We start from the raw sequence: 26,201 nt of genomic DNA, 5'->3' as shown, positions 1-26,201 counted from the left end.
ATATGGAAAATTTTCACGCATACGTTGACTTTAAAATGACCTTATTTAATTTTGTGAAGCAAGTACAAAATTAAATTGCATTTGTGAAACGAACCATATTTTGGCGATGAGTAAATCATGAGAAAATTATATTTAACATGATTTCACAGATGTCCCTCGAAATCATGAAAAATATTTACAATCATAATTTTATAACGATGGTCCAAGCTTTTACCTGATATGAAAGTGTTTTTGATTCAATTAGGTTTTCGTTTTTATGAATAAATTGAATTGTTTCAAGTGTTTTTGAATGCGACGGTAAATTAAAATTGAAAAACACTTACACCTTTGACTAAAAATAAGCTTGTGAATAAATTTGGCAGGGTGTATGCTTTTGAGTGAAGAAAGCGCTTTCTTTTTGAGGCTTGGCCAAGTCCATAGTTATTTTTGTATCTGCGTAGTTTTATAACTTTGTGAATAATGCAAAATGAAAGGGACCACTGAATTATGTCAAAATATATATTATCTATCGATGAAGGAACAACTAGTACACGTGCTGTTATATATAACAAAAAGGGGGAGACAATTGCCCAAGCACAACGTGAAATTTCAATGTCTTATCCTAAACCAGGGTGGGTTGAACAAGATGCGAATGAAATTTGGGTTGCCGTACAAGCGGTTATCGCAACATCACTGATTCAATCGGGGATTCAACCGACGGATATTGCGGGTGTCGGTATCACTAACCAACGTGAAACGACGATTGTATGGGACAAAGAGACAGGTCTGCCAATTCATAATGCGATTGTTTGGCAGTCACGACAGACAGCACCAATTGCTGAAAAGTTGATTGCTGACGGTCATAAGGATTTGATTCAAAAAAAGACAGGGTTGATCCCGGATGCTTATTTTTCAGCAACGAAGGTTCGCTTTATTCTTGATCATGTAAGTGGTGCACAACAACGTGCAGAGAATGGTGACCTTTTGTTCGGAACAATTGATACATGGCTATTGTGGAAGTTAACAGGAGGTGCGGTTCATGCAACTGACTTCACTAACGCATCACGAACGATGATGTTTGATATTAATAACCTGAAATGGGATTCTGAATTGCTCGGACTCTTAAATATTCCTCTAAAAATGTTACCTGAGGTTCGTCAATCGTCTGAAGTATATGGGAAGGCCATTCCCATCCACTTCTTTGGCGCAGAAGTCCCTATTGCTGGAATGGCGGGGGATCAACAGGCGGCCTTGTTTGGCCAATTAGCGTTAGACCAAGGTGATGTTAAAAATACGTATGGAACAGGGTCATTCATTATGATGAATACTGGGAATCAACCCAAGCTTTCAAATAATGGTTTATTAACAACAATTGCATATGGAATCAAGGGTGAGGTGACGTATGCCTTGGAGGGATCTGTATTTATTGCAGGCTCGGCCATGCAGTGGTTGCGTGATGGTATGCGTGTGATTGAACGTAGTCCAGAAAGTGAAACGATGGCAAACGCTTCAACAAACGAAAATGAGGTATATGTTGTGCCAGCTTTTACAGGATTGGGCGCACCTTATTGGGATTCGGAAGCTCGTGGAGCAGTTTTTGGACTGACGCGTGGAACTACGCGTGAAGATTTCGTCAAGGCGACACTACAATCACTGGCTTACCAGAGTAAAGATGTGATGGAAGCCATGCATGCTGATACTGGTTTACGAGTTGCAAAATTGCATGTCGATGGCGGAGCATCACTCAATAACTATCTCATGCAGTTTCAAGCAGACTTGATTCAAAAGCCAGTTGTTCGAGCTGCGAATGTCGAAACAACAGCAATTGGGGCTGCCTATTTGGCTGGATTAGCAGTTGGTTTTTGGTCAGATATTGACGAATTGAAAACATTGGTTAATCAGCCCACTGAATTTGGTTCAGAAATGCCAGCTGAACAAGCTGATGAATTATACGATGGATGGATAAGCGCTGTTGAGGCCACGCAGGTATTTAAGCCAAATCGGAAAGGTCAAATATAATGCAGTTTAATAGTAAGCAACGTACGCAAGCAGTTAAAACATTGAAAGAAACCGTCTTCGATGTGGTGATTATTGGGGGCGGTATTACGGGTGCTGGTATTGCACTTCAAGCGGCAGCATCGGGATTAAAAACCGCCTTGATTGATATGCAAGATTTCTCTGAAGGAACTAGTAGTCGGTCAACAAAGTTAGTCCATGGTGGGATACGCTACCTAAAAACGTTCGATGTTGATGTTGTAGCTGATACGGTTGGGGAGCGCGCCCGTGTACAAAAGATTGCGCCACATATTCCACGTCCTTCGCATATGATGATGCCGCTCTACGACGAACCTGAAGCCACTTTCACGCCAATGAGTGCTGAAATTGCGATGGAAATCTATGATAAATTAGCCGCAGTTTCTAAAGATAGTCCGTATGTCCACAAGTTGTTATCTGCAGAGGAAGCAATTGACTATTTGCCAATGCTAGATCAAACGGGGCTGGTGGGACTAGCCATTTATCTGGATTTTCAAAACAATGATGCGCGCTTGACAATTGAAAATATTAAACAAGCAGTGACGGACGGGGCAGTTGTGGCAAGTCATATCAAAGCGACAAAAATTGTTGATGCGGGTGCATTTAAGCAAGTTCAAGTTAATGATGTCTTCCGTGACGAAACCTTTGATATTACAGGAAAGTTAGTTATCAATGCAGCCGGTCCTTGGCATGATCGCGTAACTGAAATCGCTGATGAACAAACCACTGATGCGATGCGTCCAACCAAGGGCGTTCATTTGGTCGTAAAAAAAGATCGTTTACCTGTACCAAATACGTTGTATTTTGATTCAGGGTTTCACGATGGACGTATGTTATTTGTGATTCCAAGAACGGATAAAACTTACTTTGGAACAACTGATACTGATTACACAGGTGACTATGCACATCCAAAAGTTGAACAACCGGATGTTGATTATTTATTAACTGCAATTAATCGGCGCTTTCCTAAAGCCAAGATTACGTTGGAAGACGTTCAGGCAAGTTGGGCTGGAATTCGACCATTAATTGGAAATGGAGATTATAACGGTAACACCACAAAGAAAGATGTATCTGATGACACGTTGCATGCACTTGATACCACAATAAATCAATACTTTGACCATGAAGTTGATCGGAAGAAAGTTAATCAAGCTTTACAAGACTTATCTGGCGGTGCAAAAAGCGCGTCAAGCGTTTCACGTGGATATAAAATTGAGGTTGAAAATGGCATCATCAATGTGTCTGGTGGAAAATTAACCGATTATCGCCTGATGGCATCAGATACGATGAAGTTTGTTGAAAAAGCTTTATCAGATGAATTTAGTCAGGCTGTGACGCTTATTGATTCAACAAATTATCCTGTATCAGGCGGACATTTTAATCCTAATCAAGTTGACGCTGAAATTAATAGATATGCGGAACAATTAGAGTCATTGGGTATTCTTGAATCTGAAGCTTTGGAACTCGCTAATTTGTATGGATCGAATACACCAGAACTTGCAAAGTACATTGCAATAGGGGTGAGTGCACCACATTTGTCAATTACAGAAACGAGTACGCTTCATTATGCCATTGAGCATGAATTTGTTTTGCGGCCAATTGATTTCTTTCTACGCAGAACCAACTACTTGCTTTTCAAGTCTGAAGACCTACAACGATTAGAAGAACCGGTTATTGAAGAAATGGCAAAATGCTTAACATGGTCGGCAGAGACGAAAGCCATCATGCGTGCGGAATATGTACGGTTGCGTGATGAAACACAACTAAAGACGCTAAAAAAAGAGGCAGGACGATGACAAAACGAACCCCGTTAATTATTGGTAATTGGAAAACAAATAAAAAAGTTGATGAAGTCTATGAATTTTTACATGAAATTCAAGGGAAACTGCCGAATGTAAAGCAAGTTCAAGTCGGGGTTGCAGCCCAAGATGTCTACTTGCACGAAATGGTGAAATACAGTGAATCATTAGGCTTACCAATTGGTGTATTTGCGGAAAATGTGCATTGGGCAGATGATGGATCCTATACAGGTGAAACATCACCGGCAGCCTTAGCGGATATCGGTGTTACTGGATCAATTGTTGGGCATTATGAACGTCGAAAGATGTTTAAAGAAACGAACGGCTCTGTTGGTCTAAAGGTGTCGGCTAGTTTACGTAACGGATTAACACCGATTGTCGCCATTGCAGAGGACACAACTCGTTACAACCCGGATGATGTCGAGATGGCACCACTTACGGAAATTGCCGTAGCTTTAGCCGGTGTTGAAAAATCGGCGGCGCATCGGATTGTTATTGCGTACGAGCCAGCATGGGCTATTGGAGCAACTGAGGCGCCCTCATCAGAAATTATCGAGCATTCTGGTCGAGTGATTCGTCAATCACTAGCTATTTTATTTTCGCAAGATGTAGCGGATAAAATTCGAATACAGTATGGCGGATCGGTGACCCCCGATAATGCAAAAAGTATTTTGAATTTGCCAGATATTGATGGGCTATTGATTGGTCGGGCATCGTTGGAACCAGCAGCATTCTTAAAAATGGTTAATGCTGCCACAGAAGGATAGTGGTGTAGGGTAATGAAGAAAAAATTATTTGGAGAAGTGGTTGGAACCGCACTTCTACTCTATTTTGGTACAGGATTGGTCATTTTTGGAAACTTTAACGATCTAGTTGGGCCAGCAATTGGTTGGGGTTTTGCATTGGCTGTGTTAATTTATGCCTTTGGGCCCCTGTCCGGAGCACATTTTAATCCAGCTGTGACCTTAATGATGTATTTAACCAAGCGAATGGAAGCCACAGAGGCGTTCATATATGTGCTCGCACAGCTTATTGGTGGTTTAATTGGTGAGACACTAGTTGTAATGACCTATAAATCATTTTTGCGTGGTACTGGTGGCATTTGGACACAAGAAATTGCTAAGAACCATTTAAATAGTACTGTATTCCCAAATATTTCGAGCGGAGTCGCATTTTTGACCGAGGTTGTTTTAACCACATTTCTTTTGGTATTGATTCTTGTATTGAATCATGCAAAGACGAATATGTACGCCATTCAATCACCAATTGCAGTTGGTCTAACCATAGCCGTCTTAGTATTTGTAGGTGGTAACTTAACTGGCGCTTCAATGAATCCAGTCCGTTCGTTATTTCCAGCAATTTACGCTGGTGGACTAGCTATGCAAAATTTGTGGGTATATCTAACAGCGCCGTTTGTTGGATCAGTCATTGCAGCATTAGTTGACAGATATATTCTGGATGAAAGTGATGATACTATTAATATAGCTAGCTGATTCATTGAAGTCTAAGTTGAGTCCGTCTGTTATCGTAGCTTCCCGGAAGAAGCGAATCTATATATAAGATGATATAAAATAAGTGGCTAGAAGCGTGTCGGGATCAAAGCCGGAATACTTCTAGCCATTTTTGTTTTGTACAAAGGAACTTGATTGTGGGAACTAATAAGATAGCCATTGTAAATGGTATTTTGGAATATTGCAGCATCAATATGCTATTAACTTCAGTAACTATTAGTGGTACCATTACAAATTAGTAACTAACGATAATACATATTATGTAAACTAGAATAAATGAATTTGGCCGTTCATTACAGTAATGCCCCCCTTTACTATATTAGATAACTTAAACTTATGATTCTTGATTCGATCCAACGGTGTCGACAAAATTTGCTTTGAGTCAATCGATAGCTATTGATCAACATCGGAATACCTATCGCAATGACTAATAAAGTTATAATGCAGATTTAAATTATTGATACAACGATGAAAGTTCCTCAAAAGATTCATAGTCAAATTTTTATCAGTTTACCTCTATTGAAATTTAATCTTACCAGGTCACTAAAGGCAGTCATTTCGTAACTTCGTTGAGATTATGATTGTACCGATTAATTTGTACTAAATATAGATTTATTGACGATTCTAGACTGTCGTTATTAGCGCAGTTTTTGAACTTTATGCAACGATTTAAAATAAGTGAATAAACGCTCTTTTTTGTAGTTTCACATCTTTTGGGATAATAAAAATACCATTAGTTAATGAATGCTAACTAATGGTATTTTTAGGCTTTAGTAGCCATTTAGCTATGAAATAAACCTAGATTCGGTGCGTCAATGGCGTGTTTTCATGCTTTAAGACTTGATCAACTGCACTAGCGAGATCACCTTGAGTGACTGGCCGATACTGCTTCAAAATCGTCAAATGACACTGGTTAATTAAGAAATTGAGTGTTCTTCCCAGCCAATACGTGTTTTTACGCTCAGGACCATACACGAGTCCTGGATAGACATTATGAGCACGCGAATCTAATTGTTGATCTGCATAATCGGCAACAGCATGCTTAAATGCCATATATTCAGGGATTGGTGCAGCGTTTGCATTAATAAAGAGAAAGCTCGTCTTACTATCTTTAATCGCATCAATAGCCTGCAAAGCCGGCAAAAGGCTGTTTTGTTCGTATGAAGTCTTTTTCTTTCGACTTGGCCGAAGAATACCAACACAATCAATTACCCAGTCTGCTTTAGCAATTTCTGTCTGCCAAGCGCCCTTTTTCGTTAAATTGGCAGCTTCATAATGTACACCAGCTAAGTGTTTCTGTGGATCGCCACCAGTTTTAGAAATGCTTGTAAGTGTGTATGCTGAATTCTTTGAAAGCTCTTGTAAAATACCGCTACCGACAAAACCGGTACCGCCGAGTACAACAATGTGAGTCATATGGGTCCTTTCTAACGCGAATATGCGAATGTTTGTTACAATAAGACTCTAAGAAAAGAGGAATTGAACATGCAAATGCTATTATTAATTTTAACAACATTGATTGGTTGCTTACACCTATTCATTATGGGGCTAGAAATATTTGGTAAACCAGAAGCGCAAGCTAAGGCCTTTAATATGCCCTTTGAATTCGTGAATCAAGCTAATGCCAAAACTGCCTTAGGAAATCAAGGTATCTACAATGGACTATTTGGTTTAATCATTCTTGCAACTAACTTCATTTTACCCGTTTCGCAATCCGCGCAAAACAGTTTTATGATGTTATTGATGCTATTTGTCTTCGGTGTCGGCTTATATGGTGGCTTTACGGCAACGAAAAAAATCTTTCTCATGCAATGTGTGCCATCGGCCATCGCATTGTTATTAATCTACTTAGTTTAATCTGAAAAACGTACTAACCGTTGCAGTTAGTACGTTTTTTTATTTAATCGCAGTACCAATGAAATCAACATCGGATTCGAGCACAATGTTTGAAAAAGGCGTCACTTCCCCCGTTCGCACAGTGGCAATATTATTTTCATCACGAGTCATCGCCTTTAACTCATCGTGGCTCACCCATACAATTTCCACGTTATCGTCTAATAATGTTTCAATCGCTTGTAATTGGTCAGGATTTTCGGTTTTAATGGCTTGTGCGAGATAAACCTTTTGAACCTTCATTTCTGAAAGTGTTGCTTCAAGGACATCAATAAAGGTTGGTAATCCACGAACAACAGCTAAATCAATTTTACGACCATCATCACGAATGGGCAGGCCTGCATCACCAATTGAAAGCCATTGTGTATGCCCGATTTGTGAAATAGCATTAGCTAGTTTGGTATTTAAAACATTTGTCTTACGCATTTGGACATCCGCTCCTTAGTGATCGCTGACAGCTAAGATAGCGAGAACCTCATCTTCAGCTGGAATACTTGGTTGTGCTCCTGGACGTGAAACAGCAACTGATGAGGCGGCAGCTGCATAGCGCATTGCCTCAGGTAGATTATCAAAGGCAGGGTTCAAACGTGTAGCCAAAGCCCCGATAAAGGTATCTCCAGCCGCCGTGGTATCAACAGCGTTGGTCTTAAAGGCTGGAATAATAGCCTGTTCTCCATTATCACGCATGTAAAATGAACCACGTTCACCAAGTGTAATAATCACCGTATCAATCCCGCGCTTAAAGTAATATACCGCACTACGCAACATTGATTCTTCATCAGTCAATTCCAAGTTCGTTAACAAGTATGATTCATGTTCGTTTGGTGCAATCAGATCAGTTAACTTGAGCAAAGCATCTGGCAGTCCACCGGCTTCAGGCATTGGTGCTGGATTTAAGATAGTTTTTACACCATGTTCACGTGCAATTTTAAAGCCTTCAATGACCGTTTCGATGGGTGTCTCAAGTTGTGAAATAATGACGTCAGATTCAATGATTTCTTGTGCATGAGCTTGTACATCGGCTGGTGTTAAATCATCGTTGGCACCGCCGTAAATATAAATTAGGTTGTCACCAGTTTCCTGTGAAACAGTAATGTAGGCTTGTCCGGTTTCTTCTGTCTCGGAACGCATCACTGCATCCGTATTCAAATTGTCTACAGCCATGTTCTTTTCAATATCAAAGGCTTTACCAACTTTGGTAATCATGTTGGTTTTAGCACCTGATCGCGCAGAAGAAACGGCTTGGTTTAGCCCCTTTCCACCCATCGCTTCAACGAGATGCTGATTCGTATGAATGGTTTCACCGCTGGCCCCGAAGCGTGGTACTTGGACAACTTTATCAATGTTTGTTGATCCTAAAACCGTAATAATTTTTGACATGGGCTATCTCCTAATTGATTTGATTTCATTTATAAGTTTATTATATATTGTAGCATATGTAAACGCTTTCTTTAAAACGGTTTACTTAAATTGTTGAAACGTGCATAATAGTGTTAGAGCGATACGCATAGTATGACTGAGAGGAAAATGATGATGGTTAATGCTGGTAAAAAAAATGCAGCCCTTGCTGCGGTAAAGCTTATTCAAGATAATATGGTTGTTGGGCTTGGAACGGGTAGCACGGCTAAGTTCTTCATTGAAGGTTTAGCTGAGCAAGTCCAACAGGACCAGTTACATAATATCACCTGTGTGGCAACTTCAATTGCATCCGATGAACTTGGTCGAAGCCTTGGTTTGCATGTTGTAGCCTTAGATGAAACAGATGGCATTGATATTACAATTGATGGTGCCGATGAAGTTGACCCACAATTAAATGGGATTAAAGGTGGCGGAGCTGCCTTATTCTATGAAAAAATTGTGGCGAAAGCATCTAAAAAAAATATTTGGATTGTTGATCCCTCAAAACAAAGTCCACGTTTGGGGACACAATTTAAGCTGCCGGTCGAAGTTTTGCCTTTTGGGAGTCATCACGTCTTTAATTATTTGACTGACCTTAGTCTTGATCCGCATTTTAGAGTGAATGCGGATGGTCAGTACCTCCTTACCGACTCTGCTAACTATATTATTGATGTTGATATTTCTGAAGTTACCGACTTAAAAGCGCTCGGTGATGAGTTAATTCAACATACGGGGATCGTTGAACATGGTCTTTTCCTTGGTATTTGCGATACATTGATTGTGGGAACTGAACCAACAACGATTTTAAATCGAAACAATTAAACAAAAGCAGCGTAAGTCGACCGACCTACGCTGCTTTTTTAAGTTATCAATGCTATTGACGCTGTTGGTTCAGGAATGTCTCCAATTCGGCTGTATAATGGCCATCTGTATCAAATTGCATCAAATAGTCCGACTCATTTGTGTGACTGATTCCTGACTCGAGTAGTTCTTGGTAGAGTTCATAGTAAGGTAAGTTGGCTACACGTGCTCGTGCTAATTCAGTTGGAATGTCATAAGTGACTTTACGAAACTCAACATCGGCCATCCCCTGATCATCCAACGTTAAAATGGCATATTGGGCCCGGCGGTCAGCATTCAATCTAGGATGATTAAAGTACGGTTCACCGACTGCACCAGGATTAATAATGAGACGGTCATCTGTACTGTAACGAAGTAACGGGTGATGTACATGCGCATAAACTGCAATATCAACGGATTCATTAGTGAATAGAGGTGCAAAGGCGTTCGTATCAGCTGCAACTTCAAGATCGCGTCCCCGCGCTACATCTGGTAAATTGTGGTTTAGGCTTAAGTTTAGTGGACCTTGTGCGATTTCAGCATGAATAGGTGCATTTTGCATAATGGCTAGGTGCTCTGGGGTGATGTGCTCACCAATATATTGACCAATACGTCCAAGGTAAACCCATTTTGGACTAGTTGTGTCAATCGTTTCAGGGGCATTTAACACCGGTAAAAAGCAATCAGTGTCCCAATTACCATTTAAAAAGATGGTTGTATTGACTTGCTCGAGCAAGTCAAAAAGCACATCTGTGGCAGGACCAGGCCCAAGCAGATCACCTAAAAACCAAGTTTCATCGACTGGATGTTTGTGGAGATCATCAATAACCGCTTCTAAGGCCGTTTGGTTACCATGAATATCTGAAATGAGTGCAATTCGTTTGGTCATAGCATCCCTCCTTACGACCGTTTTTGTTTCACAAGATAGGATTTCAATTCATCGACATAATGATTGTCGTGGTTGATTTGATGAACAGGTGCCATGTAGACTTTTTCCGGTGCTGACTGTGCCAGAATCTGGCGGTAAATGGAGACATAAGGTAACCCCATCATGGCAGCTTTTTGTAACATTGGTTCTGGATCATAGGCTACTTTTTGATAAGTCACATCCGCGACGCCTGTATCATCAATTGTTAGAATGGCATATTGGGCCCGGCGGTCTTGATTGGCTTTTTTGTGCTTTGAATAGGGTCGACCTACCGAACCAGGGTTTACCACCAATTGATCATGGCTACTATAGCGGAGCACTTGGTGATGGATATGGCCATAAACGGCTACATCCTGATTTGGCTCAGTAAATAAAGCATCAAAAGCCGCCCCTTCGACCGCATAGCCTAAGGCGGGTCCATAATTACGTGTAGGTAAATTGTGGGTTAGCCCAATCTTGAGCCCATTCACTGTTCTGAAAACTTGTTGTTGCATTTTGTGCATGCGCTTAATATTTTCAGAAGATAGGCGTTCTGCGACAAATTTTGCCAGGATTGCCTTGTAGACCCCAGTATCTTTTTTCGTATTAATTTGTGGGTGCGCTGACAATATGTTTAAAACACGGTCATCCCAATTACCACGAATTAAGATGGTGGTGTTAGCGGCATCAAGGAGGTCAAATAGGTCATCCCCACCAGGACCTGGTAAAAATAAATCGCCCAAAAACCAGCTTTCAGGAATATGTTTGGCTTTAATATCGGCGACAACTGCTGCCAAAGCTGCTGAATTGCCGTGAATATCAGAAATTAATGCAATTTTATGACGCATATTGAAATCCTTTCTGATGGATTGTATTTTGTTTAATCGAATTTAAGTCGTATGTTTATTCTCTCACAAATTTATCATATACCTATCATGGGACCTGCGCAATAAAAAAACCGCTAGTTACATGATTGACTAGCAGTTTTTTACTAAGCCAGATAACTACCAGCAATTTGATCAAGTAGTTGACGCATCTGGGCAGTCTCTTCGACATTATGAACGCGGATAATCCGATTGCCATCGGTATACAACAAAGCTTCTGTAATCAGGGTCATTGTAACACGGTCGTCTTTAGCTAGGCCAAGGAGCTTTTGTAAATAGCTCTTATTTGAGACGGCAGCCATCACCGGTAAGTGGAATTGGTTTAATTGTTTAATACCATGAATTAGACCTAAATCATTATTTAGGTTACCAACAGTTGAAAATCCAACACCCGGGTCAAGGGACACGCGCTTTAAATCAATATCGGCCTGTTTGAAGGCATTAATCTGATCATGGAATGTTTCGATAATGTTCGCGTAACTAATCGGTTCATCCATTAAGCGACGATTAAGCATGCTAACCATCCCTACTTTTGAATCGTGCATTAAGGTTAACTTTGTGGGATCATCTGTAAAACCATTAATATCATTAATGATATCAACCCCAGCATCAATAACTGCTCGCATAACGTCAGGCTTATAGGTATCAACCGCAATTGCAATATCAGGGAATGTTTTTTGAATAGCCTTGATGAAGGGCATAATGCGAGCAATTTCATCTTCACTTGAAATTTCCGTATAACCAGGACGTGTTGATTGTCCTCCAACTTCAATAATATCAGCTCCTTGCGCAATCATAGCAGAGACATGAGCCATGACGTCGTCCATGTTGAAGTATTGTCCCCCATCATAGAAAGAGTCAGGTGTTGTATTTAAAATGGCGTATACAAGCCCTGAGTGCGTCAAATCGTAAGTGTAACGTCCAGCTTGCCAAGTAATCGCATGATCGGATTGAATTTTGCGTAAATCGTCAAAGGCTGGTTGATCAGCGAGTGCTTCAATAAATTGTGAAAGTGCCGGTCCATCAAAAATGCCAGTTAACGTTGTGCCAGATTCAGTGAAATTGACATAGTATTGTTGACTTAAAGCCACTAGCCTTTGGCGTTGCGCATCTTCAATGTCTTTAAAGACAATCACGAGTTCTTGATTTAGTGTGGCCTGCTGCACGAGCAATTGCTCACCACTATTTTGGGCATTCTGAGATGTTAATAGACTAATCTTCATATCACTTACTCGCTTTCTTTTAGCGCTGCTTGCACTTGATTAATTAAATAGAATGAACCGGTAACAATAATTGGATGCTGACAATTGGTTAGTTCTTTAAATGTTGTCACAAGATTCGTTGATGTCCTGACATCGGTAATTCCGTGAGCTTTAAAACTAGAAGCTAATTCCTGTTCAGGTAAAGCACGGTCTGGATTATCAGGACTAGCGATAATAAAGTCAGCGTTTAATGTTTTAAGGGCCTCAATTGCGTCACTATAGTCCTTATCTTTTAAGAAGCCCACAATTATGGTGTAGCGTTGCGTTTTTCCAAGGGATTTAACTAAGGCTTGTATGCCGTCTACATTATGGGCACCATCAATGATAACCAGAGGCTTTTTTTGTACAACCTCCATCCGTCCAGCTAGGGTAACCGTTGATAAGGCGTTGGTGATTGTTGACAAACTGATGGTTTCCGTGGGATGAGCTTGATTGAAAGCCCCTACCCAAGTTAGCGCTGTCTGCAAATTATCAATTTGAAAAGCCCCCGCCATGTGGAAAGAAATTACAGGTGAAAGTTGTTCGGCGATGCTAATTTGAATATCAGAGTATGTTAACGATTCAGCTTGTACCGTAATGTTGTAGGGTGATTCCGTTACGAATGCGGCATTTCGCTCAGATGCAGTATGCAGCAAAATTTTTGTCACGTCCGCTTGTTGCCCAGCATAATTAATTACCGTTGAATTGGGGTCGATGATTTTTGACTTTGTTTCGGCGATTTCAGCCAAGGTGTTGCCTAGAATTTGCATATGGTCCATGTCAATTTTGGTGAAAATCGTATACGCACTCACGCCCAATGCGTTGGTCGCATCAAATTCACCACCGAGACCGCACTCATATATAGCAACATCGACATCTTGTGAGGCAAAATAAATGACACTAATGATAAAGAAGGTTTCAAATATAGACAAATCCTCCTGAGTTAAACCTTGTTTGAACAATCCGCGTTTAAATTGAGCATAGCATTTAAGAAAGGACTCTTCAGTCATTGACGCCCCATTAATGGTCACTTGCTCTAGGTCGTCGTACATGGCTGGACTCACAAAGCGTCCTACTTTCTGGCCATTTTCTTGTAAAATTGCCGCAATGATTGTGCCAGTTGAACCTTTCCCGTTGGTACCACAAATATGCAGATTCATTGGGCGGGCTTGAGGATAATCCAACGCATTTAGAATCCCGTGGATTAACCCAATTCGATCAACCTTGGGATCATATTTCATTTTTCGGGGGATGTGCGCTAATATCTCTGCATAACTGGTCATATCGCTACCACTCCTATTGTTTAAGTGTGTCTAAAAATTCCTGACGCACTGCTTGTTCTTTAAAGGTACCTCGATAAAACGATGTTTTCGTGACACTGTTTGATTTATTTACCCCACGCATTTCAACACACATATGTCGCGCTTTGACGATAACACCAACACCAGAAGGCTCTAAGATGTCCATCAGGGTTTGGCCAATGGTACTGGTGACCGCTTCTTGTAATGTAGGACGTTTAGCTGCGTAATCGACTAATCGAGGTATCTTACTTAAACCAATGACCTGTCCATTTTGTGGGATATAGCCTACCGACACGGTACCAAAAAATGGTAGTAGGTGATGCTCACACATTGAATAAAATGGGATATCCGCTACCGTGATGAGCTCACCATTGATACTATCATCGGTTTCAAAGAGCTTATAGGCTTCAAACTTGGGTTGCTGCAGGGAACTAAAGATTTCTTCATACATATTGGCGACGCGCTTGGGGGTTTCTTGAATTCCTGGACGATCAGGATCCTCACCAATTGCTTTAAATATATTCCGAACACTGGCTTCAATTAATTCATGATCCATAAGTGGCTCCTTATTTATGATGTTGCATCGATTTTAGCAATATATTGTTGCCCAGCTAAGTCCGTGGCAGCTTGGGTCACTTGTTGATAACGGGGATGCATTGGATCTAATACATCAAGCAATGGCACAAGCACAAATAACCTATTAAACATTTCGCGATGTGGAATGTCTAAGGCTTGAGTTTGCAACGTGACATCATTGTACAGTTCGATGTCTAAATCTAAGGTGCGTGGCCCCCAATGCACCGTGCGGACGCGATGATATTTCTGTTCAAGTTCATGTAGAACATGCAACAATGCATCAGGCGTTAATGTCGTGCCAATCTTAATAACCGCGTTTACAAATTGATCTTGGTCTACATTCCCAACAGGGTCGGTCCGGTAGAGCGATGAACGCGCTAAAACTTGAATATCTGGATTGGCATCTAAATCAGCAATAACTTGTGTGAGGGTCTCTTGTGAGTTGCCCATATTACTACCTAATCCAATGTAAGCAATATTGTGCATCGATTCCTACCCTTCGAGTTCAATTTCGGCACTATCTAAGATACCGGCAATTGGGAGATTGTGTTTCTTAATGCGGACAGTGACCAATTCAATTTCGTTTGGAAATTGACGGTGAATTGTCTGAATCATTCGCGCGGCCAAAGTTTCAATTAGTTTGGTTTCGTTTTTAGCTGTGGCCATTGTAGCAATTAGATCGTAAACATCACCGTAATTAACAGTCTGCGTCAAGTCGTCAGTGAGATACGTTTCAAGCGGACAGTCTGGCAAAGTCAGCGTTACATTGATTGTGATGTCTTGCCCGACTTCACGTTCAGCCGCATAAAAACCAATGTAGCTGTGAAATTGCATGTCGTTTAATTTAATTTTCAAAATTCAAAAACCTCGATTATTTGATTTATACTAAATTCTACAACAATTTTCGTGGGATTTGAATGTTTTACATTTTAAATGTTCGCATTTAGATGGAAACCGATGATTGAAACAAAAGAAAAAAGCGATAAACACGATGATTGTGTTTGTCGCTTTGCGGTTATTCGTGATCTTTAAAGACCATCACTTTACTGAGGACGTAATTCAAGATAACAACAATGACGTTATCGATAATCTTCCAAACGATTGGGTTTTGACCCAACAACTGGACCCCAAACCAGATAATTGCCATATCAACTAACAAAGTTGATAAACGTGATAACGTAAATGACGTGGCTTCTTTACCGATTTCTTGTGGTGTATGAGCGGTTGAGTGAAAAACCCACTTGCGGTTTGTCAAATAAGCGAAAATCACGGCGATCACCCAAGCCAAGATGGTGGCAACTTGTACGTTCATACCAAAGTACAAACCAATCGTATAAACAACCAAATTAATTAAGGTTGTTAGCACACCAAAAATAAGGTAGATAATGACATCTTGATATTGTTTTAGTAAGGCTGAAATTTTTTCAATAAATGCTGACATTTTAAACTTCCCCCATACCATCATCCAAATGCTTTTCAGCTTGCTTGTCATCAAAATCTTGATTTGAAAGCAAGTTGTCTTGGATGACGTATCGTGGGCGGTCCTTGACCTCGTTAAAGATCTTACCAAGGTATTCACCCAGAATAGAAATACCAATTAATTGGAATCCGCCAATAAACCAAAGTGACACCATTAATGATGACCATCCAGCTACTGTATGTCCCGTTAATTCACGATAAATTGCATAAATCATCATACCAACGGCAATCACCATACTGAAAATACCAACGGCTAAAATAAAGCGCATTGGTGCAACAGAGAATGACGTAATACCGTCCCACGCAAAGTTAATCATTTTCTTCAACGGATACTTAGATTCACCAGCTTCACGCTCTTTACGGGCATAGTAAACAACTGTACTTGGGAAACCAACACGAGGTACAATCCCACGTAAGAAAAGGTTGTGTTCTTTAAATTCAAGTAAATGGTCTACAGCACGTTGTGACATAAGGCGATAGTCAGCTGAATCGGGTACCATTTCAACGCCCAACTTCCCCATGATTTTGTAGAACATTTCCGCAGTACCGCGCTTGAATGCTGAATCAGTTTCCCGTGAATTACGGGCACCATAGACAATGTCGAACCCGTTGGCGTTTTCAGCAACCATTTTTGGAATGGCGTTGACGTCGTCTTGTAAGTCCGCATCAATCGTGACAAAAATATCACCGTAATCACGGGTTGCTGTTAAGCCAGCAATAAGGGCATTTTGGTGTCCATAGTTACGACTAAAATTAATACCAGAAATGTGGTCATTTTTAGCTGCGGCATCCTCAATAATTGACCATGTCTTATCAGCTGATCCATCATTTACGATGACAATCTTACTGGCTTTATCGACCTTGTTTGTTTCAATTAAATCAGAAAGCACACCGTCTAAAACATCTAGCGTCTTTGGTAGGGCTTCCTCCTCATTGTACGCTGGTACAACAATCATTAAGCGTTTCATTAGTATCTCCACCTTGTAATCGATTTTTATCTAATTAAATGTATTATTCACGAATAATAAGTGTAACACAATTCTAAATTTTAAAAAAGTGATTCACGAGGCTTGCAACTCCCCCTAAATTTTGATATTTGGTACAAAATTAGACACATAAAAAAGCATCCCAAAACGATGGGATGCTTCTACTTTTAGTCATTTTTAGCATTACGATGTTGCATGATGAAGTAAACTGGCAAACCGAGTAAGGTTAGTCCAATACCAATCAATGCTAATGTAAGTTGTGTCATTAATGTAGATACAAGAATGAACACACCACTCAAAATCGAAATAATAGGAATCACGGGATATAGCGGTACTTTATATGGACGAGGCAAATCTGGTTCGCGACGACGCAAGATGATGACACCCAAAAAGACAAGTGTATAGAACATCCAGATCACGAAGACTAACATGTCTGTCAACGTATCAAACCCACCAACAAACATAAGCACGATGGCCAAAGCTAACTCAAACAATCCTGCAATGTATGGGACTTGATTGGCGTTTAGACGAGTCAAATACTTTGAGAATGGTAATTGACGTTCTTCAGCCATGACGTATGGCAAGCGCATACCAGTCAATGTGTAACCATTTAACGTTCCATAGATTGAAATTAGAATACCGATGGTAATTAATTTACCACCCATGTCACCGAAAATTTTACTTGCGACATCCATTGCGGCACTTTCATTACCAGCTAAGGCGCTTAGTGGCAATGTGTGCATGAAGACAAAATTAACGAGCAAGTAAATGACCATCACACCGATAATTCCACCGGTAATGGCACGGGGCAAATCACGTGAAGGGTTCTTCATCTCCCCTGCAATGTTTCCGACGTGGATCCAACCATCATAGGCATACATAGTTGCAAGTAGTCCGGCACCCATAGCAGTAATAAAGCCACCGGTACCAGGTCCAGCGGTTACTGGGAACAAGCTAACGTGAACACTACCACTTTGGAATAGGCCAAAGATAACGATTAGTGCCAATGGAATTAACTTGAAAATCAGTGTAATTGACTGGAATGTTCCAGCAATTTTGGCCCCTAAGAAATTAATCAGTTCAACAGAGATCAAGGCGACTGCCCCAATTGGAATGATTAATTTGGCATCCAAGTGGAATAAATTGATTAACTGCGTTCCAAAGATAATTCCTTTGGCCGCAATACTGGCTGGGAAATAAACAATGACTTGCGCCCACCCAAGTAAGAAACTAGGTAGTTTACCGTAAGCACGTTCAATATAAACAAGCATTCCGCCTGTTTGAGGCAAGGCCGCGGCAAGTTCGGCACCAGTCAACCCAGCACACAAACTAATTAACCCACCCAATAGCCAAACGAGCATTGACATACTGGTTGAGCCAGTTACTTCAGAGACATTTGAGACTTTGAAGAAAACACCCGCACCAATAACGGTTCCCATTACAGTGGAAATCGCAGATGCTAGCGTCATACTACGTTTAAGTCCTTGTGGACTTGTCGTCGCATTATCTTGATTCATTTTAATTTACCTACATTCTATTTAATCAACAATTTAACTATTATAGCTAACTTTCAAGGGCGTGGCAATATGATTAGTTATTATCATTCAAGGTTAAATGCATATAATGTTTATAAATAAAATTATATTTGTCATTTGGATTCTTGGCATGCCAAGGCTTATTTTTACCACAGTAATGCAAAAAGACAGTATTTTTAGCGACCCAACTGGGGCTATATTCCCCATCACTAACGATCTGGTAAGTTAAATCTTTACGGACATCGTAGTTATAATAGTTATCAGGCACTGGCATGATGTCATCACCATATAACTTGTTGAGAACATCTTGATCTGGTAATAATAAGAAATTTTTATATTCTTCGATGAATTTAAAAATATCACTAGGATGAACCTTTTCACGAATCAAAGCTAAGTTCATTAATAAAACGCCAGAATTGTAGTAATTATCTAAATCAGTATCCAGACGAATCTTGTTTACCGTACTGGTTAAGTTTAAGGCATCGGCGTGCATAGAAGCAGCATACAAATAGCCGGACAAATCAGTTTGATAAAAAGGTGTCATATCGTTCAAGCAAAGAATATCAGCGTCTAAATAGAGAATCTTATCTAAATTGGTTGGCAAATATTCGTGAGCTAATAGTCTAAAGTAAATTGATTTTGGATAGCGTTTTGACACTGGTGCTTTTGAAAAATCATGTTTATCAATGACGATGGGATGATAATCCATGTCATATTGATCAAAGAAAGTTTGTAATTGATCAGCAGTTTTTAGTGGCGACTCCTGCACAATATAAACATGATAATGATTATCCTTGTTTGAATTGGCATAAATTGAGTACACCGTTGTCATTAATTGCGTTGTGAAATTTTCATCGATTGAAAATAATAGGTTAATGTCCATGTTGACCTCATTTGTTGAATCCCTCTTTTTCAGGTAGAGATGATTACAGTGTTATATTTAAAGTTTGGACGATGGTATCAAGCACTCCATCGTGGTTATTATCGGCAACAGCCTGTGGAAAATGGTCCTTGATGTACGTGTCCCCATTAGGCATTGATTTTGGTTTGGCAGCGTATTCGAGCATTTCTAAGTCGTTAAAACCATCACCAAGGGTCATTAATTGACTTGCATTCAGACCATAGAAATCAAGTAGAAAGTCAAGGCCAGTTGCTTTATTGACATTGGCAGGGATGACGTCAATTGCGCCGTATCCTGATGTTGTCGCATGGTAGTTTTCTTGGTAGTTAGCATTGACCAAAGTAATAAACTGATTAGCCTCGTCAGGATCAGCGCTAAAGATAACTTTGACGATTGTCTCGTCTTCTGGAATTTCTGAAATACGATCGATATACTTCAGCTTTGGGAAATACCATAAGATGTCTTCGTAGAGGTCACCCACTTCGATATAATCGTGGAGCATGTATGAATCATGCACACCATTAAAAATAATGCCATGCCGGAAATGCATGTTCTGACCTTCAATTAAATTTTGGATGACTGGTAAATCAGATGCTTGAAAATACGCCTCGCGCAGGTGTTGCCCCGTGCGAGTTGAAACTTGAGCACCATTATTCATCACATAGTCAAAACGACCTAAGAATGGTGCAAATATTTTGTCAACCAAGGGCTGGTCATTACCAGTTGCAATGACAAAATGCATGTCATGTTGATCAAAATAGTCCAAAAGTGCGGCGAATTTAGGTTCATTAACCTGACGTTGGTCATTAAAAAAAGTACCATCCAAGTCAGTTGCAATCATTTTAATATCAGTCATGGGCTACCTCTCTCCGATTTCTTTGGTTTCTGTCTTATTTCATTTTAGATTAAAAAAAAGCCGGTGTAAATAACACCAACTTTTTTAAAGTGATTTGGTTTTGGATGGCTGCTTTATTCTGCGATAAAACTGCATAATGATTGGTAAGGCCAGATTCATGGTTAACATGCTTCCATAAATGCAGACTGAGGTTTCAACGAATCCAGAAGTGTTTGTAATAAAGTCACTTAAATCAAGTTGGAAGAGACTCCAGATCATTTGGTAGAGTTTCTGTCCAGGGAAATAAGGCACTAACCCAGGCACTAATAGGATAGAAGCTGGAATGTGGTACATGCGTGCAGCAAAATAGCATAAAGTGGTGACACTGGCCACACCGCAGGCAATACCATAGTAGACGTTATGGGTTAAGCCAGATGCAATCATATTCGGAATGTAACTGACTGCCCCAATCGTTCCCGTAATGGCAAGTGAACGGTTGGGTGCCTGAACCGTCATGGCGAATCCAATGGAAGCACCAAAGATTAGCGTAATTTTAAATAAAAAGTCTAAAATAGCCATAATTACCTCCAAATAGTAAAGACAAGCAAGCTTCCCAACACCATTGTAAATGTTAGAATCAATGCACTTAGTAAACGTTGAGGACCACTAATCAAGTTACCATCGAAGATATCGTTAATTGAAGTGGTTAATTGGACCCCTGGTAGTAGCGGAAATAAGGCGCCAATAATAATGTTGTTGAACTCAGGCAAAGGTGTAACGAGCATGATCAAGCGAACTAGAATTGTAATGACTGCTGCCACAATTAACTCCCCAATAAAAGGACGATGTAAAGCATCGTAGATTTTGGTAACGATGTACATACCTAAAGTTCCGAATAATCCGGCTAAGATGCTTGCGACGATGCTTTGCGTGGCTAAATACGTCAAAGTGCTACTTAAAAAGAAACTTCCTATATTCGCCTTTGTCAGACTAGTCATCGGCATCTTTCGGAGCGCTCGTAATTCAGCGTAAAGTTCCTTTAGTGTGAGTTCACGTGCAACGAACGCGCGTGATAAACGGTTAATTTCATCAATTTTGGTTAAATTGATTGATTTCACGTTCGTTTTCTCAACAAGCACCAGCGGCTGCATCTCTTCATCAGAGGGGTCATTGGCTGTGATAATGATAAGTGTGCTCGTGACATATGATTCAATTTCATCGTTTCCAGCAGAATATGTATTTGAAATATATTTTACAGTGTCATCAATACGGGCCAATTCAGAACCATTTTCCATTAGAATTTGGCTGGCTAATAGGCAGGTTTTGGCAAGGAGTAACTGTTGTCGATCTTGTCCCATTCCCGACTGTGCTCCCTTCAAACTTCGTTTTAGATATTATAGTTATCGATAATATGTATCGGTAAAAGCAAACATGCCTACCCTACATTTAAGGCTCAGTTAAGAACTCTGCCAAGTATATCTCATTTATTGAAAAATTAGTGTATCAATTTAATTAAAAAAACTGCCATTTGGGTCATTAAAATGACACAAATAACAGTGACTTGATTTAGTTAAAAAGTTCTAGGCGTTGAAAACGATAAGAGCGATTACCGATGTTTAGAATACGTTTGATAAGATTCGTTCCATTTTTTGGTAAATTCGTCATAGCGTCAACATCGACTGGGTACAAAATTGCGGCAGTTGTGCCCACTAAAGGCAATAAACTACTAGGATCACCGTTTAATTTGAGCGTCAGGGCCATTGCACTTGCATAGGAATCAGAGTTTAAAATAATCCAGATGCAGGCTGTTAAAGTATCAATGGCTAAATTTGACGCAGTGAGTGATTCAATATTACTATTTTTAAAGTCAGGTGTATTTAATTGATCAAAGTGAATTAGTGCTTCCTGAAAAATATTATGTTTTGAATAGTAGTCATATGCTGTATCAATGGCGATTTCAAGGGCATCAACGGGCGTCTCCCCTGCCATCAATTCATTAACGAACATGACATAAATACCATTTGTAATGAGTGCAGTTGGCTGATTATGCGTTAACCCTGTAATTTGGTGTAGTGTCAGCATGGCTGGGTCATCGATCACAAAGTCATCGCCATATTCAGTGTTTAGAAATAAAACAACTGGCATAATACGCAACAAAGCACCATTATCCACAACCTGTTCTTGGTGGCTACCAGAAGAAAATGGATCGTGATTAATCATATAGTGTTCAATTGAACGAATTGTGGTGCGATCACTCATTTGCACGCTACGGTCAGCAGTATAGTCCCCTCGTGCGTACCATGCAGTAAACTGATCCATTAAATGGCTTAAGTTATACCCACGCGATAAGCTAGAGATAGTTGCCAACGTCAATGATGAAGCTGAGCTCCAATCGGTCGTTTGTGCGTTATCAAGGTGTTCGGCAAAGCAATCTGCATTGACCAAACCATAAGTTGTATTTGTTAAGGGTGTCTGAGATTGATTCATGATTACCTGATTCCTTTCACAGGCAGTAATTTTAACATGGATGTAATATGTTGGCAAATGACTTGAAATGCTATATACTTGAGTATATTCATTTTCAATTTAAGGAGTGCATTATGGACGAGTTAGTTCAATCACCAGAAACAAACACATTTGCCTTAACGGTGCTAAGAGATCGGTTACTACCGGATTTATTGCAAGAAGACGAATCGAACATCTTGTACTGGGCTGGAAAAGGTTTGGCACAACGTGAGGAACTTAACAGCATTACAGCCATTGAGCTCTGCTTTAATCGAATCGGCTTTGGTAGTTTGAAGGCCTTGAGTCGGCAAGGAACAGAGTTGAAGTGGGAACTTAGTGGTCCCGTTGTTTTAGCTCGGCAATCTGAACGTAAAACCCCTAGTTTCTACCTAGAAGCCGGATTTTTAGCCCAGGCTATTGAAACGATTTCAGGTACTGGAGTTGAAGCGCAGGTTGAAATTAATGAACATGTGGTCTTCACTGTTTTAGCCGAACAAAGTTTAGATTTACCAATTTAATGATAGCAAATAAAAATACCCAACCAGGTTATCTGGTTGGGTATTTTTTTACTTAAATGAACCGACAAATTTGTAGATTGGGAATCCAAGTTCTGAGAACTTTTCTTCATATTCGGTTTCAACATTATCAATCATTTTATCAGCGTCAGCATGTAAGTCTAATGAGATGCCATCAGGCAAGAAGTTCATGCCAAATTGATTAAATGAGTATAGAGAGTATTCAAACAAACCACGATTGTCCGTCTTAAATTCAAGCTCACCACCATCCGGTAGAATGGCCTGGTATCCAGCAAGGAAGCTCTTGTATGTTAGACGACGTGACTCATGACGTGATTTTGGCCAAGGATCTGAGAAGTTCAAGAAGACCTTGCTAACTTCACCCTTTTCAAAATATGTGTCAACGCCAGCACCATCACCATAGATGAATTTTAGATTAGGCAATGCCGCTTCATCTTCATCAGCCATACGTCCAGCTACCGCAACAGCGGCTTCTTGAATTTCCATACCAATAAAGTTAATGTTTGGATATTTTTTGGCCATGCCAATGATGAAACGACCCTTACCTGTCCCGACTTCGATTTGAATGGGTTGTGCGACTGGGAAAACAGTCTCCCATTTACCTTTTAGATCAGTCGCAGTTTGTTGATTGATCACGAGGTCGGCATGGGCTTCAAGCCATGGACCAGCCCACTTTTTATTTCTTAGACGCATGTTTTACTCTCCTTTTAAACGTGTTCGCAATAATGCGATCAGAGTATAAGAATACCAAAGAAAGACCGAAAATGACAAGTAAAATCATCATAAATCCTTGGTTTATTGAAATTGGTTGGCAGATGAGCAAGATACTGGTCCAAACTAAATTGAGCATCATGACTAATGGCCACCCTAATTGATGGAAAGCACGTTGACGATCCTGTACGTCCACGGGGATGACGTAATCAAAGATAAGGCGACGATACCCGCCCGCTAAGGGAATGAGTTGCGCAATGAACAAATACTCAAGAAAGCCCAGTAAAATTAGCAGTAAGTAGCCACTGGTAAATGGAATTAGCAGACTACCCAGTACCAGTGTCCGAACCCACAACCCTAAATATTGTTGTTTGCGAATAAAGGTTGTGACATACATCGGCAGTAGCGCATCAGTATGGTATCCTGGCCAAAAAGAACGTAATTTTTCTAGCCATGGATGGGACTTAATTGAACTTTGTAAGCCAGGGACATCAACAAATAGGTTAAAGAAGGTGTAAATTGTGTTGAGACGCTGCTCTTCAAAGCGTGCAATTGCCTGCCAATTCAGGAGTTGTGGCGTTGCTGGTTTAAAGGCGGCAACCTGATGCGCCTTCTGATAAGTGAAGTACGCTTTAACGAGCATCATTAGTGCGGTAAACAGACAGATGATAATCAAGTTAATAGAGAACAGTTTCAGCATGAGTGGCCAAAAAATAAGGACTAAGCCCCCCTCTATCAAACTGTTGATGATCATGCTATAGTTTGTTGCCGTTTTCCAAAGCTGCTTTAATTGTTGATCATCACCTAAGAAAAAAACGGCATCAGCAGGTTTCACAAAACTTGCAGGTGTTTTAAAGAATATTAGGGTCAGTAGTAATACTAGTGCTAAACAAAGTTGTGTCCACCAGTTGACTGGTAAAGTCTGCAGCATATGTTGATACGCGAATAGTAAAGCCCCAAATAGGAAGAAAAAAGCAATGACAGCGTGATCATTAAAAACATACTTCAAGTACTTTGAAAAATGTCGCCATTCTTCGGTCCAACGTTGCTTAAAAAGATTGTTTTTACCCATTGGTCTGCTCCTCACCGATGAGCATGACCGGTACCTGATCACTGATGGCATCGATAGCACCACTTGCAACGATTTGGCCTTGTTCTAAGTAAATGTATTGATCAGCATGTGCTTTCAAGGTGCTCATGACGTGTGTTGTGATAAGCAGGCTAGCTCCTGACTCACGTTTTTCGTCAATGAGTGTTAAGAGATCTTGCACCGCTAAGACATCGAGACCTAAGAAAGGTTCATCAATAATAAACAGATCAGCTTGTGTGATAAACGCCATCACAATCATGACCTTTTGGCGCATACCTTTAGAGAAGTGCGTTGGAAACCAATTCAATTTATCATCAAGTCTGAAAATTTTAAGTAAGCGCGTTGCTTCTTCCCAACTTGTTTTTTCGTTTAAATGGTAAATATTAATCATTGCTTGAATGTGTTCTTGTAGATTTAGTTCTTCATACAGCACAGGTTGCTCAGGCACGTAGGCAATTTGCTTTTTAAATCCAACTGGATCTTGAGCAAGATTGTGACTATTTAATACAACTGACCCGGTCTTTGGTGCTAGTAGTCCGATTAAATGATTAATAATGGTTGATTTTCCAGAGCCATTTAAGCCGATGAGAGCGGTAACTGATCCCGCTGGAATGGTGAAGTTTATATTTTGGATGACGGTTGTTTGACCGTAACCACCAGATAAATTTTCAACTTGTAAGGTCATAATACGCGCTTCCTTTTTTTAAATGTGTTGTTATTTTAACTTAGCTCTATTCTACACTATTTTTCAATTGAAGAATGCAAGCATATTTATGATTGATAGGCTATAATAAAGATAGCAATTAAAAACAATTTGGAGGCACACCATGGCAGACGACATTTTTGATAAGATTATTGCGAGTGAAATTCCAGCATATAAAGTATATGAAGATGAAGATGTATTGGCTTTTTTGGATTTGAGTCAAGCAAACCCCGGTCACACCTTACTTGTACCTAAAGCAGATGTCCCAGATATTTTTGCCTATGATGATGATTTAGCGCAAAGAGTATTAACTAAAATTCCTAAAGTTGCTCGGGCCATTAAGGCGAGTGATGATAAAATTATCGGTATGAATATCCTAATGAACAATGGTGAAGCGGCAGGTCAATCTGTGTTCCATTCACATATTCATCTTATTCCACGGTATAAGGATGACGGCTTAAACTTGCCTGCCCCATCCGAGGAACATCCAGTTTCTGATGAAGTATATAAAGAACGCGCCGCTAAAATTAGCGCTCAATTCTCAAAGGAGTAGTTAG

The 26,201-nt window shown here is 40.1% G+C and carries 29 protein-coding genes; 8 read left to right on the top strand and 21 right to left on the bottom strand.

Annotated features, from left to right (window positions below; translation table 11 throughout):
• Positions 1-483 precede the first annotated feature (483 nt).
• The 4 genes from glpK to IV50_RS00845 are packed head-to-tail and all read left to right on the top strand — an operon-like array spanning position 484 to position 5,305.
• Positions 484-1,998 (top strand): glycerol kinase GlpK, encoded by a 1,515-nt coding sequence (glpK, locus tag IV50_RS00860; protein WP_141324813.1) that lies wholly within the window; start codon positions 484-486, stop codon positions 1,996-1,998.
• Positions 1,998-3,809: an FAD-dependent oxidoreductase gene (locus IV50_RS00855; protein ID WP_057743705.1), complete on the top strand. Its 1,812-nt coding sequence runs from the start codon at positions 1,998-2,000 to the stop codon at positions 3,807-3,809. Before glpK ends, IV50_RS00855 begins: the two co-directional genes overlap by 1 nt.
• Entirely contained in the window at positions 3,806-4,579 is a 774-nt protein-coding gene (tpiA, locus tag IV50_RS00850) for a triose-phosphate isomerase (RefSeq protein ID WP_057743702.1), read from the top strand. The genes IV50_RS00855 and tpiA overlap by 4 nt, the downstream gene beginning before the upstream one ends.
• A 12-nt stretch (positions 4,580-4,591) precedes the next feature.
• Complete coding sequence (locus tag IV50_RS00845) at positions 4,592-5,305, top strand: MIP/aquaporin family protein (protein ID WP_057743699.1); 714 nt, start codon at positions 4,592-4,594, stop codon at positions 5,303-5,305.
• Positions 5,306-6,121: 816 nt separating this feature from the next.
• On the opposite strand, the gene IV50_RS00840 is transcribed toward IV50_RS00845, so the two are convergent.
• The gene (locus tag IV50_RS00840; RefSeq protein ID WP_057743697.1) at positions 6,122-6,739 is read right to left on the bottom strand and encodes an NAD-dependent epimerase/dehydratase family protein; all 618 of its coding nucleotides are present in this window, start codon (positions 6,737-6,739) and stop codon (positions 6,122-6,124) included.
• A 69-nt stretch (positions 6,740-6,808) separates the two neighbouring features.
• On the opposite strand from IV50_RS00840, the gene IV50_RS00835 reads away from it, so the two are divergent.
• Positions 6,809-7,180 (top strand): DUF1304 domain-containing protein, encoded by a 372-nt coding sequence (locus tag IV50_RS00835; RefSeq protein ID WP_057743694.1) that lies wholly within the window; start codon positions 6,809-6,811, stop codon positions 7,178-7,180.
• A gap of 39 nt (positions 7,181-7,219) precedes the next feature.
• Here the strand turns inward: IV50_RS00835 and rbsD are convergent, their stop codons facing one another.
• Entirely contained in the window at positions 7,220-7,642 is a 423-nt protein-coding gene (rbsD, locus tag IV50_RS00830; protein ID WP_057743691.1) for a D-ribose pyranase, read from the bottom strand.
• Positions 7,643-7,657: 15 nt separating this feature from the next.
• Positions 7,658-8,596, bottom strand: coding sequence for a ribokinase (gene rbsK, locus IV50_RS00825; protein WP_057743688.1), 939 nt, complete (start codon positions 8,594-8,596; stop codon positions 7,658-7,660).
• A gap of 132 nt (positions 8,597-8,728) precedes the next feature.
• Here rbsK and rpiA point away from each other — a divergent pair, with 132 nt between their 5' ends.
• A complete protein-coding gene (gene rpiA / locus IV50_RS00820) occupies positions 8,729-9,436 on the top strand; it encodes a ribose-5-phosphate isomerase RpiA (protein ID WP_236697681.1) in 708 nt (235 codons plus the stop codon).
• A 52-nt stretch (positions 9,437-9,488) separates the two neighbouring features.
• Here rpiA and IV50_RS00815 read toward each other — a convergent pair whose 3' ends face one another.
• The 15 genes from IV50_RS00815 to IV50_RS00750 form a co-directional block, all read right to left on the bottom strand.
• A complete protein-coding gene (locus tag IV50_RS00815) occupies positions 9,489-10,343 on the bottom strand; it encodes a metallophosphoesterase family protein (RefSeq protein ID WP_057743682.1) in 855 nt (284 codons plus the stop codon).
• Positions 10,344-10,354: 11 nt separating this feature from the next.
• A complete protein-coding gene (locus tag IV50_RS00810; RefSeq protein WP_057743679.1) occupies positions 10,355-11,209 on the bottom strand; it encodes a metallophosphoesterase family protein in 855 nt (284 codons plus the stop codon).
• 143 nt (positions 11,210-11,352) lie between these two features.
• A complete protein-coding gene (gene folP / locus IV50_RS00805; RefSeq protein ID WP_057743676.1) occupies positions 11,353-12,468 on the bottom strand; it encodes a dihydropteroate synthase in 1,116 nt (371 codons plus the stop codon).
• Between the two features lie 5 nt (positions 12,469-12,473).
• The gene (locus IV50_RS00800) at positions 12,474-13,769 is read right to left on the bottom strand and encodes a bifunctional folylpolyglutamate synthase/dihydrofolate synthase (protein ID WP_057743673.1); all 1,296 of its coding nucleotides are present in this window, start codon (positions 13,767-13,769) and stop codon (positions 12,474-12,476) included.
• A 13-nt stretch (positions 13,770-13,782) separates the two neighbouring features.
• Complete coding sequence (folE, locus tag IV50_RS07970; protein WP_069201652.1) at positions 13,783-14,343, bottom strand: GTP cyclohydrolase I FolE; 561 nt, start codon at positions 14,341-14,343, stop codon at positions 13,783-13,785.
• Positions 14,344-14,357: 14 nt separating this feature from the next.
• Positions 14,358-14,849 (bottom strand): 2-amino-4-hydroxy-6-hydroxymethyldihydropteridine diphosphokinase, encoded by a 492-nt coding sequence (gene folK / locus IV50_RS07965; RefSeq protein WP_069201651.1) that lies wholly within the window; start codon positions 14,847-14,849, stop codon positions 14,358-14,360.
• A gap of 6 nt (positions 14,850-14,855) precedes the next feature.
• On the bottom strand, positions 14,856-15,218 hold the full coding sequence (folB, locus tag IV50_RS00790; protein WP_057743671.1) for a dihydroneopterin aldolase: 363 nt from the start codon (positions 15,216-15,218) through the stop codon (positions 14,856-14,858).
• Between the two features lie 160 nt (positions 15,219-15,378).
• Positions 15,379-15,804 (bottom strand): GtrA family protein, encoded by a 426-nt coding sequence (locus tag IV50_RS00785; RefSeq protein ID WP_227067090.1) that lies wholly within the window; start codon positions 15,802-15,804, stop codon positions 15,379-15,381.
• Position 15,805: 1 nt separating this feature from the next.
• Positions 15,806-16,810 carry a glycosyltransferase family 2 protein gene (locus tag IV50_RS00780; RefSeq protein WP_057743668.1) on the bottom strand — a complete coding sequence of 335 codons (1,005 nt, stop codon included), beginning with the start codon at positions 16,808-16,810 and terminating at the stop codon, positions 15,806-15,808.
• 185 nt (positions 16,811-16,995) lie between these two features.
• Positions 16,996-18,345, bottom strand: a complete 1,350-nt coding sequence (locus IV50_RS00775; protein WP_057743665.1) for an APC family permease — start codon at positions 18,343-18,345, stop codon at positions 16,996-16,998.
• A gap of 73 nt (positions 18,346-18,418) precedes the next feature.
• On the bottom strand, positions 18,419-19,246 hold the full coding sequence (locus IV50_RS00770; RefSeq protein WP_057743662.1) for a glycosyltransferase family 8 protein: 828 nt from the start codon (positions 19,244-19,246) through the stop codon (positions 18,419-18,421).
• A gap of 43 nt (positions 19,247-19,289) precedes the next feature.
• Positions 19,290-20,120, bottom strand: a complete 831-nt coding sequence (locus tag IV50_RS00765) for an HAD-IIB family hydrolase (RefSeq protein ID WP_057743660.1) — start codon at positions 20,118-20,120, stop codon at positions 19,290-19,292.
• 84 nt (positions 20,121-20,204) lie between these two features.
• A complete protein-coding gene (locus IV50_RS00760) occupies positions 20,205-20,678 on the bottom strand; it encodes a threonine/serine exporter family protein (protein WP_057743657.1) in 474 nt (157 codons plus the stop codon).
• 2 nt (positions 20,679-20,680) lie between these two features.
• The gene (locus tag IV50_RS00755; protein WP_057743654.1) at positions 20,681-21,457 is read right to left on the bottom strand and encodes a threonine/serine exporter family protein; all 777 of its coding nucleotides are present in this window, start codon (positions 21,455-21,457) and stop codon (positions 20,681-20,683) included.
• A 208-nt stretch (positions 21,458-21,665) separates the two neighbouring features.
• Positions 21,666-22,586: an ADP-ribosylglycohydrolase family protein gene (locus IV50_RS00750; protein WP_057743651.1), complete on the bottom strand. Its 921-nt coding sequence runs from the start codon at positions 22,584-22,586 to the stop codon at positions 21,666-21,668.
• A 113-nt stretch (positions 22,587-22,699) separates the two neighbouring features.
• Between IV50_RS00750 and IV50_RS00745 the strand changes: the two genes are divergently transcribed.
• A complete protein-coding gene (locus IV50_RS00745; RefSeq protein WP_057743648.1) occupies positions 22,700-23,122 on the top strand; it encodes a DUF2507 domain-containing protein in 423 nt (140 codons plus the stop codon).
• Positions 23,123-23,170: 48 nt separating this feature from the next.
• Here the strand turns inward: IV50_RS00745 and trmB are convergent, their stop codons facing one another.
• From trmB to IV50_RS00730, 3 genes are read right to left on the bottom strand one after another with little or no spacing between them, the layout of a single operon-like run.
• Positions 23,171-23,833 carry a tRNA (guanosine(46)-N7)-methyltransferase TrmB gene (gene trmB / locus IV50_RS00740; protein ID WP_057743645.1) on the bottom strand — a complete coding sequence of 221 codons (663 nt, stop codon included), beginning with the start codon at positions 23,831-23,833 and terminating at the stop codon, positions 23,171-23,173.
• Positions 23,817-24,923, bottom strand: a complete 1,107-nt coding sequence (locus IV50_RS00735; protein WP_057743643.1) for an ABC transporter permease — start codon at positions 24,921-24,923, stop codon at positions 23,817-23,819. The genes trmB and IV50_RS00735 overlap by 17 nt, the downstream gene beginning before the upstream one ends.
• On the bottom strand, positions 24,916-25,626 hold the full coding sequence (locus IV50_RS00730; protein ID WP_057743640.1) for an ABC transporter ATP-binding protein: 711 nt from the start codon (positions 25,624-25,626) through the stop codon (positions 24,916-24,918). Before IV50_RS00730 ends, IV50_RS00735 begins: the two co-directional genes overlap by 8 nt.
• A gap of 142 nt (positions 25,627-25,768) precedes the next feature.
• Here IV50_RS00730 and IV50_RS00725 point away from each other — a divergent pair, with 142 nt between their 5' ends.
• Positions 25,769-26,197: an HIT family protein gene (locus IV50_RS00725; RefSeq protein ID WP_057743637.1), complete on the top strand. Its 429-nt coding sequence runs from the start codon at positions 25,769-25,771 to the stop codon at positions 26,195-26,197.
• Positions 26,198-26,201: the final 4 nt, after the last annotated feature.

Source organism: Weissella viridescens (assembly GCF_001437355.1).
In the GTDB taxonomy this organism is placed as follows: Bacteria; Bacillota; Bacilli; order Lactobacillales; family Lactobacillaceae; genus Weissella; species Weissella viridescens.
Note: the sequence above shows the minus strand (reverse complement) of the source record. Positions and strands in the feature narration are given on the sequence as shown.

Bases quoted from the DNA above. Each gene is read 5' to 3' on its own strand.
- IV50_RS00855 (WP_057743705.1), top strand. From the start codon at position 1,998: ATGCAGTTTAATAGTAAGCAACGTACGCAAGCAGTTAAAACATTGAAA.
- tpiA (WP_057743702.1), top strand. From the start codon at position 3,806: ATGACAAAACGAACCCCGTTAATTATTGGTAATTGGAAAACAAATAAA.
- IV50_RS00845 (WP_057743699.1), top strand. From the start codon at position 4,592: ATGAAGAAAAAATTATTTGGAGAAGTGGTTGGAACCGCACTTCTACTC.
- IV50_RS00840 (WP_057743697.1), bottom strand. From the start codon at position 6,739: ATGACTCACATTGTTGTACTCGGCGGTACCGGTTTTGTCGGTAGCGGT.
- IV50_RS00835 (WP_057743694.1), top strand. From the start codon at position 6,809: ATGCAAATGCTATTATTAATTTTAACAACATTGATTGGTTGCTTACAC.
- rbsD (WP_057743691.1), bottom strand. From the start codon at position 7,642: ATGCGTAAGACAAATGTTTTAAATACCAAACTAGCTAATGCTATTTCA.
- rbsK (WP_057743688.1), bottom strand. From the start codon at position 8,596: ATGTCAAAAATTATTACGGTTTTAGGATCAACAAACATTGATAAAGTT.
- rpiA (WP_236697681.1), top strand. From the start codon at position 8,729: ATGACTGAGAGGAAAATGATGATGGTTAATGCTGGTAAAAAAAATGCA.
- IV50_RS00815 (WP_057743682.1), bottom strand. From the start codon at position 10,343: ATGACCAAACGAATTGCACTCATTTCAGATATTCATGGTAACCAAACG.
- IV50_RS00810 (WP_057743679.1), bottom strand. From the start codon at position 11,209: ATGCGTCATAAAATTGCATTAATTTCTGATATTCACGGCAATTCAGCA.
- folP (WP_057743676.1), bottom strand. From the start codon at position 12,468: ATGAAGATTAGTCTATTAACATCTCAGAATGCCCAAAATAGTGGTGAG.
- IV50_RS00800 (WP_057743673.1), bottom strand. From the start codon at position 13,769: ATGACCAGTTATGCAGAGATATTAGCGCACATCCCCCGAAAAATGAAA.
- folE (WP_069201652.1), bottom strand. From the start codon at position 14,343: ATGGATCATGAATTAATTGAAGCCAGTGTTCGGAATATATTTAAAGCA.
- folK (WP_069201651.1), bottom strand. From the start codon at position 14,849: ATGCACAATATTGCTTACATTGGATTAGGTAGTAATATGGGCAACTCA.
- IV50_RS00785 (WP_227067090.1), bottom strand. From the start codon at position 15,804: ATGTCAGCATTTATTGAAAAAATTTCAGCCTTACTAAAACAATATCAA.
- IV50_RS00780 (WP_057743668.1), bottom strand. From the start codon at position 16,810: ATGAAACGCTTAATGATTGTTGTACCAGCGTACAATGAGGAGGAAGCC.
- IV50_RS00775 (WP_057743665.1), bottom strand. From the start codon at position 18,345: ATGAATCAAGATAATGCGACGACAAGTCCACAAGGACTTAAACGTAGT.
- IV50_RS00770 (WP_057743662.1), bottom strand. From the start codon at position 19,246: ATGGACATTAACCTATTATTTTCAATCGATGAAAATTTCACAACGCAA.
- IV50_RS00765 (WP_057743660.1), bottom strand. From the start codon at position 20,120: ATGACTGATATTAAAATGATTGCAACTGACTTGGATGGTACTTTTTTT.
- IV50_RS00760 (WP_057743657.1), bottom strand. From the start codon at position 20,678: ATGGCTATTTTAGACTTTTTATTTAAAATTACGCTAATCTTTGGTGCT.
- IV50_RS00755 (WP_057743654.1), bottom strand. From the start codon at position 21,457: ATGGGACAAGATCGACAACAGTTACTCCTTGCCAAAACCTGCCTATTA.
- IV50_RS00750 (WP_057743651.1), bottom strand. From the start codon at position 22,586: ATGAATCAATCTCAGACACCCTTAACAAATACAACTTATGGTTTGGTC.
- IV50_RS00745 (WP_057743648.1), top strand. From the start codon at position 22,700: ATGGACGAGTTAGTTCAATCACCAGAAACAAACACATTTGCCTTAACG.
- trmB (WP_057743645.1), bottom strand. From the start codon at position 23,833: ATGCGTCTAAGAAATAAAAAGTGGGCTGGTCCATGGCTTGAAGCCCAT.
- IV50_RS00735 (WP_057743643.1), bottom strand. From the start codon at position 24,923: ATGGGTAAAAACAATCTTTTTAAGCAACGTTGGACCGAAGAATGGCGA.
- IV50_RS00730 (WP_057743640.1), bottom strand. From the start codon at position 25,626: ATGACCTTACAAGTTGAAAATTTATCTGGTGGTTACGGTCAAACAACC.
- IV50_RS00725 (WP_057743637.1), top strand. From the start codon at position 25,769: ATGGCAGACGACATTTTTGATAAGATTATTGCGAGTGAAATTCCAGCA.